8 protein-coding genes are annotated in these 7,466 nt (G+C 66.8%); 1 reads left to right on the top strand and 7 read right to left on the bottom strand.

Annotation, left to right across the window (positions count from 1 at the left end; genetic code table 11):
• The first annotated feature begins 88 nt into the window (after positions 1-88).
• The gene (locus K8V11_RS09250; RefSeq protein ID WP_303913093.1) at positions 89-1,000 is read left to right on the top strand and encodes a VOC family protein; all 912 of its coding nucleotides are present in this window, start codon (positions 89-91) and stop codon (positions 998-1,000) included.
• Between the two features lie 5 nt (positions 1,001-1,005).
• On the opposite strand, the gene K8V11_RS09245 is transcribed toward K8V11_RS09250, so the two are convergent.
• The 7 genes from K8V11_RS09245 to K8V11_RS09215 all read right to left on the bottom strand — a co-directional run.
• Positions 1,006-1,368 carry a monovalent cation/H(+) antiporter subunit G gene (locus K8V11_RS09245; RefSeq protein WP_303913090.1) on the bottom strand — a complete coding sequence of 121 codons (363 nt, stop codon included), beginning with the start codon at positions 1,366-1,368 and terminating at the stop codon, positions 1,006-1,008.
• Positions 1,365-1,637, bottom strand: a complete 273-nt coding sequence (locus tag K8V11_RS09240; protein ID WP_303913087.1) for a monovalent cation/H+ antiporter complex subunit F — start codon at positions 1,635-1,637, stop codon at positions 1,365-1,367. The genes K8V11_RS09245 and K8V11_RS09240 overlap by 4 nt, the downstream gene beginning before the upstream one ends.
• Positions 1,634-2,008, bottom strand: a complete 375-nt coding sequence (locus K8V11_RS09235) for a Na+/H+ antiporter subunit E (RefSeq protein WP_303913084.1) — start codon at positions 2,006-2,008, stop codon at positions 1,634-1,636. The genes K8V11_RS09240 and K8V11_RS09235 overlap by 4 nt, the downstream gene beginning before the upstream one ends.
• On the bottom strand, positions 2,008-3,711 hold the full coding sequence (locus tag K8V11_RS09230) for a proton-conducting transporter membrane subunit (protein WP_303913081.1): 1,704 nt from the start codon (positions 3,709-3,711) through the stop codon (positions 2,008-2,010). The genes K8V11_RS09235 and K8V11_RS09230 overlap by 1 nt, the downstream gene beginning before the upstream one ends.
• Entirely contained in the window at positions 3,708-4,034 is a 327-nt protein-coding gene (locus K8V11_RS09225; RefSeq protein WP_303913079.1) for a sodium:proton antiporter, read from the bottom strand. Before K8V11_RS09225 ends, K8V11_RS09230 begins: the two co-directional genes overlap by 4 nt.
• Positions 4,031-7,030, bottom strand: coding sequence for a DUF4040 family protein (locus tag K8V11_RS09220; RefSeq protein WP_303913076.1), 3,000 nt, complete (start codon positions 7,028-7,030; stop codon positions 4,031-4,033). The genes K8V11_RS09225 and K8V11_RS09220 overlap by 4 nt, the downstream gene beginning before the upstream one ends.
• Before the next feature lie 135 nt (positions 7,031-7,165).
• A partial coding sequence (locus K8V11_RS09215) for an acyl-CoA dehydrogenase (protein ID WP_303913073.1) occupies positions 7,166-7,466 on the bottom strand: 301 nt, incomplete at its 5' end.

The raw sequence follows: 7,466 nt of genomic DNA, 5'->3' as shown, positions 1-7,466 counted from the left end.
GGTATTTTCTGCGCACAAACGGACAAGCGACCCTGCGCGCGGCGCGGTTACCGTGGAAGCAGCCACCGAACCGCGAGGAGAACTCCCGATGTCCGACGTCAGCACTACCTCCCAGAAGATCGTCCCCAACGTCTGGTCCAACCAGCGAGCCGAGGAGCAGGCCGAGTTCTACGCAGACGTGTTTCGCGATTTCTCGTCCGAGGTGACGGGCCGATACCCGACCGAGGGCCTGCCCGACTTCCAGAAAGACATGGCCGGCAAGCCGGTCACGGTGGACCTGCAGCTCGCGGGCACTCGGATTACGATCATCAACGCCGGCCCCGAGTTCGAGCCGAACCCGTCGGTCAACTTCATGCTCAACTTCGACCCGGTGCTGTATCCGGACGCGAGCGAGTACCTCGACGCGGTGTTCGACAAGCTCGCCGACGGCGGTTTCGTGATGATGCCGAAGGACGAGTACCCGTTCAGCAAGAAGTACGCGTGGGTGATGGACAAGTTCGGGGTGAGCTGGCAGCTCATCCTCACCAATCCCGAGGGCGAGCCGCGCCCATTCGTGCTGCCTTCGCTGATGTTCTGTGGCGCGGCGCAGAACAAGGCGCGCGAGGCCGTGAGCTCCTACATCGAACTGATCCCCGAGTCGAGCTGGGGCAGTATCGCCGAGTACCCGGAACAGACGGGACCTGCCGAGGCAGGGGACATCGTGTTTTCCGATTTCCGGCTGGCCGGGCAGTGGTTCACCGCGATGGACTCGGCGGTCGAGCAGCCGTTCACGTTCAACGAGGGCATGTCGCTGATGCTGGCCGCGCACGGACAGGACGAGATTGATCGCTACTGGGCTGCGCTTTCCACGGTCCCCGAGGCCGAGCAGTGTGGTTGGTGCAAGGACGCCTACGGGCTCAGCTGGCAGGTCGTTCCCGACAATATGGACGAACTCATGTCTCGGCCGGGCGCGTACGAGGCGATGATGCAGATGGGCAAGCTCGAGATCGCCAAGTTCTAGAGGCGCTACTCGTCGAGATCGCGCGTGTCTGTGTCCGGATCGAGCTCGGCGCCGGTCATGAACACCGCGCGCGCGATCGTCATCGACGCGATGGTCACGACGACGAACGTCGCGAACACGGCAACAAGCGCCTCCGCGAGCACGACGAAGCTGAATCCCTCGCGAACTGTGACATGCGCGAACGCGGCGACGATGAACAACACCATGCCGAGCCCGGTCGCCACGGACATCGTGTTGATCCGGCCGAGCGCGTCGTGCACCCGGTTCACGGCCAGCGTCGCGGCGAGGAAACACAGCGCGCCGAGGATCGCAGGCACCCCGACCGCGAGGTCCGTCCACACCGAAGAAGAGAAATCGCTGCCGGTCATCTACGCCCCCTCGAGATCATCCGCGCGAGCGCGACGGTGGACAGCACGCCGATGAGCGAGCCGAGAAGAACCACGTCCACAGCCACTGCCGAGCCGCGCCACATGACGAACACGGTGAACAGCGCAAGCGCGCCGAAGAACACCATGTCCGCGAGCACGATCCGGGTGGCGTCGTCGGGCCCGAGAACGATCCTCACCACGGTGCCCACGAGGGACAACGCCAGGATTCCCAGGGCCACGCCCAACAGCCAGGCGAGCAACACACTCATCGCTTCGCTCCCTTCGCTTCGGCCGCCTTGCGGTTTTCCGGCGATGACGGCGGAGAGAGCACCGTCAAAAGACGCCGTTCCATTTCGGCGATCTCGGCGACGATCTCCTCGCGGTCCCCTCCGAGGACGCAGTGGACATACAGTTCGTCGTCCCCGATCCCGAGGACGAGCGTCGACGGGGTGACGGTGATCGCCCACGACAACGCCGTCGCCTGGAGGTCGCTCTTTCCGACGAGGTCGTAGCGCACGATGATCGGCGGCCCGATCGGCGCGGGTGAGAACGCCGCGCGGATCACCCCGAGCGTGGCCAGCAGGATCTGCCACCCCATCCACGCCGCGACGACGGGGGCGTTGGCTATCTGGCGCAGCATCACTGGTCGCCTCCCTCGGCGCCGACAGTTTCGGCCGCGTCATCGCCGGCGAGCTGCCGGAAGTCGGCGTCTTGGTCGAGCGGCGGCACCATGTACTCACCGTCGATCGCATCGGAGCCGAGTACCGCCTCGACATAATCACGAGAGTCGATGAGACCGACGACGGCGCGGTCCACGGTCTGCGCGAGCGGCTGGTAACCGAAGAACATCGCGATGCTAGCCGCCGCGAAGATCATCGCCGGCGCCGTCAGCGCGACGGACATGCGCCGGGGTGGCGCCACCGTCGTTTCAGCGTGTTCTTCGGGATCGGCGGGCTCGTCGTCAGCGTCTTCAGTGTCGGCGTCCTCGGTGTCCCACATGGTGTGCTTCCACAGGCGGATCATCGCGATCAGCCCGACGAACCAGCCCACGCACACGACGCCGAGCATTATGAGACCCGGCCAGCCGCCAGCCATCGCGCCGGCGCGCACGACCTCGAATTTCGCGACGAGCCCGCTGGTGAGTGGAAGGCCGACGAGCGAGGCGATGAGCACGATCGTCACAAACGCCATCGGCCTCTCGCGCCACCACATTCCGCGCAGTGCGCCCGGCCCGGTGAGCCTCGGCGCGCTGTAGTGGTGCTCGAACGCGCCGAACGCGGAAAGCAAGCCGCCGATGGTGAGCATGTGGTGGATCATGTACACGATCGCGCCGGTGAGCGCGACGGCGACGATGGACGTCGCCAGTTGCGGCCCCTGCTCGCCGGCCACCTTCGTCGTGCCGACGGCGAGGGACGCGAGGATGACGCCGACCCCCGAGACCATCTGCCACGCGAGCACCCCGCGGATGCGCGAACCGGATGCCGAGGCGATCGCACCTACCAGCGTCGTCGTAAGCGCCGCGGCGAGCATGATCCAACCCCACGCAGGGTCGAGGTCGAATGCCGTGGTCCAGATCCGGATCACGGCGTACAGCGCGACCTTCGTATGCAGGCCGGCGAACAGCGCCATCACCCCGGAACTCGTGCTCGGGTACGTCTGCGGCAGCCAGCCGTGGACGGGCACCGCGCCGGACTTGATGCACAGTGCCAGCACGACGAGGCCGAGCGCGAACGCGAGACGTCCGTCCTCGCGCGCAGCACCGGCGAGCGCTGCAAGGTTCACCGACCCCGACACCGCGTAGACCAACCCGACGCCGGCAACGAGCAGCGTCGAGGTGAGCAGGTTGATCACCACGAACAGCCGGCCCGCGGCGATCCGCTTTGCCCCGCCGGCGAGCGCGAGCAGCGCATACGAGGGCATGAGCATGACCTCGACCCACACGAAAAGGTTGAACAGGTCCGCCGTGAGCAGGGCGCCGTTGACTCCGCCGAGCAGGAGCAACACGAGCGCGGGGAAGAAGCGGGAGCGGCTTATCTCTCCGGTCGCATCGGAAAGCCAGATCGCGAGAATCGCGACGCCGGAACACACCGCGAGCATGAGCGCGGAAAACGTGTCGGACACGAACGGGATCGCCACCCCGGGCACGTACGCGCCGAAACCCACGGCTTCAACGGGCGTAGAGCTGTGGTGGATGATGAGCGCCACGCCACCCACGAGCGCTGCCAGCGGCACCGCATACACCAGTGCCCGTCGCGCCCAGAGCCACGGGGACAACACGGCGAGCGCAGCGCCGATGATGGGGACGCCGAGGAACAGCGGAAGGAGAGTGCCGACGTCGGTCATGCTCTACCTCCCGTCGCCGGCGCGGCCTCGGTGTCGTCGTTGCGGCCGATCACCGCGATCGCGCACATGAAGATCGACACCGCCATCGAGATGACGATCGCGGTGAGCACGAATGCCTGCGGAAGTGGATCGGCGGCCTCGTCGATACCGGTGCGGCCCTCTAGAGGTTCACCACGCCACGCGCCGACGCCGGTGGCGAGGAGCAGCAGGTTGACCCCATGGCTGAGCAGCGTCAGTCCGAACACCACGCGCAGCATGTCGCGTTGGAGCATCAAGTACGTCGCGCCCGCAAGGAGCACACCGATCGTCACTGCGAGAATCATTCGGCAGCCTCCTTTTCGGTGTCGCGGGGTCGGGTGGCCTCTTCGGGCCTATCGTCGTCCGGCGCAGTCGACTCGCTTTCCCTCGCGGGTTCCTCGCCGTTCGGGCGTAGCCTTCCCATACCGAGCAGGTTGATTGTCAGCATCACGAGTCCGAGCACCGCGAAAGACACACCGAGGTCGAACACGAGCGAACTCGACAGCGCAATCCCCGCGACCTCCCAATGCCTGGGTTCGAGGAACGTGCCCCACAGATAACCGGCCACGCCGGTGCCGCCGGCAAGTAAGAGCCCAATACCGATGACGACGGACGGGGTATTCTGCCTGGTCAGCGGGCGGTCGGTGTCCCTGGACAGGTAGATCAGTGCGACGGCCGCCGACGCGACGAGCGCCGCGATAAAGCCGCCACCGGGCTTGCTGTGCCCGCGCCAGAACAGCAGCGCGGCCACCGCCATCAGCACGGGAGCCGCGAACCACACGACCAGCCGTAGCGGAACGGTGTTGCGGCGGACGTCGCCGAATGCCCGGCGGACCCGCTCGGGGCGGCCCTCCAGCTCGGTGAACGGCGTCTCGAGTGAGTCGCCCGGGTCTAGGTAGCGCCCGCGCATCGAGGCGATCACCGCGGCAATCGCTATGCCGGCCATGCCGAGTACGGACAGTTCGCCGAAGGTATCCAACGCGCGGAACTCGACGAGGATGACGTTGACGACATTGTGCCCGCCGCTGATCTCCTCGGTGTTCGCGAGCAGGTATTCGCCGAGGTCCGAGCGTTCGCGGCGCGAGGTGAGTACGAGCGTTCCGACGGTCGCGCCGACCCCGACGAGTGCCGCCATCACGAGGCCGGCCGAATGCCGTCCACGCGAAGGTCGGCGGAAGTGCGTCGGGAGTCGGCGCAGAACGAGGAGGAACACGATTACCGTGATCGCCTCGACCATGAGCTGGGTCAGGCCGACATCCGGCGCGCCGAGGCTGAACATCTGCACGGTCACCGAGATGCCGACCGCCGACAGCAGCACGACAGTGGCCACGCGCGAGCGGGTGACGCACATGCCGATCACCGCGACGACGATGGCGAGAAGCAGGACCACATCGGACACGCGGCTCAGGTTCGGCTGCAGCGGCGGCAGCATCGCAGGACCACCGGAGCCGAACATCGCGAGGAGTCCGATCACGGCGAGCCCGCACATCGTCGCCAGTAGCGCGCCGACGTGCCGGGCGGGCGAATCGGAATCCGTGAGCTTCGCGAGCGCGGCCCCGGCGAGCGTGACCTCGCGGTCCAGCGCATCCGAGGCGCCCGCCCCGTCGAACGGGAGCAGCGGGCGGTTCAGGGCCCGCTCGATCGGACGCCGCCACCACGCAAGCAGCGCACCGACGACGATGACGACGGAGGTGATGGCGATTTCGATGCCGAACCCGTGCCACAACGCAAGGTGGGAATGGTAATGGGAGCCGGGGATCGCGGCCGCCGCGAAGGCATCGAGGAACCCGTCGAGTGGGGCCATCCAGAACGCCAGCGGGAGGCCGACGAGCGCAGGGATCGCCGCAGCCCACAGCAGCACCGGAGACACCTTGTGGATCGACGCGGCCGCGCCTTCGGGGGCCTTCGACGTGGATCGGTCCTCGTCGACGAACGCGGCGAGGACGATGCGCGCGCAGTAGGCGAATGTGCCGATGGCGCCGACAGTCGCTGCGGCCAGGACGATCCAGCGCCCTCCGCCGTCATCCAGCGAGGAAAACGCGGTGAGCATGGACTCCTTCGACACGAATCCGAGGAGGGGCGGGATCCCCGCCATGCCTGCGGCGCCGACGAGCGTGGCGACGAACGCGACAGGCAGCTTCCGGATGCGCCCTGGGATTCGTCGAAGTTCGCGGATGTCGCGGGTGTGGGTGGCGTGGTCGACGACGCCGATGAGCATGAACAGTCCGGATTTGAACAGCGCGTGGGCGAGGGTGTGCAGTGCCGCGGCGGCGAGCGCCGCGTCGGTGCCGACGCCGATCGCCGCGATAATCCAACCGAGCTGCGACACCGTCGAGTACGCCATGAGCTGCTTGAGGTCGAACTTCTGCAGGGCGAAGATCGCGGCCATGATCGCCGTGCCGAGGCCGAACGAGATGAGCAGTGTGCGCCACAGCGAGATGTCGGCGAATGCGGGGGAGAAGCGCATCGCGAGGAAGATACCCGCTTTGACCACCGCCGCGGCATGCAGATACGCCGAGACCGGGGTGGCTGCGGCCATGGCGCCGGGGAGCCAGTAGTGGAACGGCCACTGCGCCGATTTGGAGAACACGGCGACGGCGACGAGTACGGCGATGAGCGCGGCGATCTGCGGCTCGTCGCTCCACATGGGCCCGGCGAGTGCCTCGGAGATCCGGTCGGTGCCCGAGTACATCCACACCAGAGCGATGGCGGCGAGAAGGGCGAGTCCACCGGCGAATGTCGCGGACAGGGTGCGCATCGCCGAGGCGAAGGCCGGGCGGCCGGAGGTGAGGATGAGCGCGAAACTGGCCAGCGAGGTGAGCTCCCAGCCGACGTACAACACCGCGAGCGAGTCGGTGAGCACCAATAGCAGCATCCCGAACGTGAACACGGCAATGAGCTGGTAGAAGGCATATCCCGGGGCCTTTGCGAGCGGGGTTCCCGGTGGCGGTTCGGTGTGTGCGGGGATCGTGCCCGCCTCGGCGGGGGCGGTCTTGTCGAAGTACGCCGTGGAGTAGACCAGAACGATCGCGCCGATCCCGAGGGTGATGAGCGCGAAAAATATGCCGATGGGCTCGGCAATGAAGACGGCGTCCCAGCCTCGTGCGGGAACCCACGGGATCGATGCCGTCGAGCCGGTGCCGCCCGAGAAGACTGTTCTCGCTTCAGGAACGAGCGCGGCGAACCCGGCGATGTAGAGGATCGCCAGGGGCCAGCCCGCTTGCCGTCCCATGAGGCGGGACAGCGGCCACGCCAGGCCGGTAGCAAGGGCTGACGCTCCGATTCCGAGAAGAAGCGTCATAGAAATACCTTAACAATGGCGAGGTGGCGGTCCGGGAGTCAGCCAAACGAACGCTGGGGAAAGCTCACCCGCCTGCGCATGCGGCGAAGGCGGGTGAGCGGAGCGCGAGAGACGCCGGAAGGTGGCGTGGTCGGGTTACTTCTTGTACCCCGCCGGCTCGGCGCCCTCGGCCGGATCGACGCCGGCCTCGCGGAGCATCGGGACGTCGGTGAGTATGTCCGGGATGCCGAACGCCTTGATGAGATCGTCGGCGTAGTAAGACAGCGAACGGCACAGCCGGTTATAGGACGCCGTCGCGGCCTTCGTCCGCTCGGTGGTGAGTCGGTTGTGCTCGAGGAACCAGCCCTTGTTCTTATCGACGATGTCGAGGAAGTAGAGGTCCAGCAGCGTGTCGAGTACCTCGGCGGTGTTCGGGTCCTCCTCTTCGATCTTGTCG

Source organism: Dietzia timorensis, from assembly GCF_020742175.1.
Classification (GTDB): domain Bacteria; phylum Actinomycetota; class Actinomycetes; order Mycobacteriales; family Mycobacteriaceae; genus Dietzia; species Dietzia timorensis_A.
The sequence above is the reverse complement of the archived record's forward strand: the minus strand, read 5'-3'. Positions and strand labels throughout refer to the sequence as shown.

Excerpts from the sequence above, each read along its gene's own strand:
- K8V11_RS09250 (WP_303913093.1), top strand. The coding sequence starts at position 89 with ATGTCCGACGTCAGCACTACCTCCCAGAAGATCGTCCCCAACGTCTGG.
- K8V11_RS09245 (WP_303913090.1), bottom strand. The coding sequence starts at position 1,368 with ATGACCGGCAGCGATTTCTCTTCTTCGGTGTGGACGGACCTCGCGGTC.
- K8V11_RS09240 (WP_303913087.1), bottom strand. The coding sequence starts at position 1,637 with ATGAGTGTGTTGCTCGCCTGGCTGTTGGGCGTGGCCCTGGGAATCCTG.
- K8V11_RS09235 (WP_303913084.1), bottom strand. The coding sequence starts at position 2,008 with ATGCTGCGCCAGATAGCCAACGCCCCCGTCGTCGCGGCGTGGATGGGG.
- K8V11_RS09230 (WP_303913081.1), bottom strand. The coding sequence starts at position 3,711 with ATGACCGACGTCGGCACTCTCCTTCCGCTGTTCCTCGGCGTCCCCATC.
- K8V11_RS09225 (WP_303913079.1), bottom strand. The coding sequence starts at position 4,034 with ATGATTCTCGCAGTGACGATCGGTGTGCTCCTTGCGGGCGCGACGTAC.
- K8V11_RS09220 (WP_303913076.1), bottom strand. The coding sequence starts at position 7,030 with ATGACGCTTCTTCTCGGAATCGGAGCGTCAGCCCTTGCTACCGGCCTG.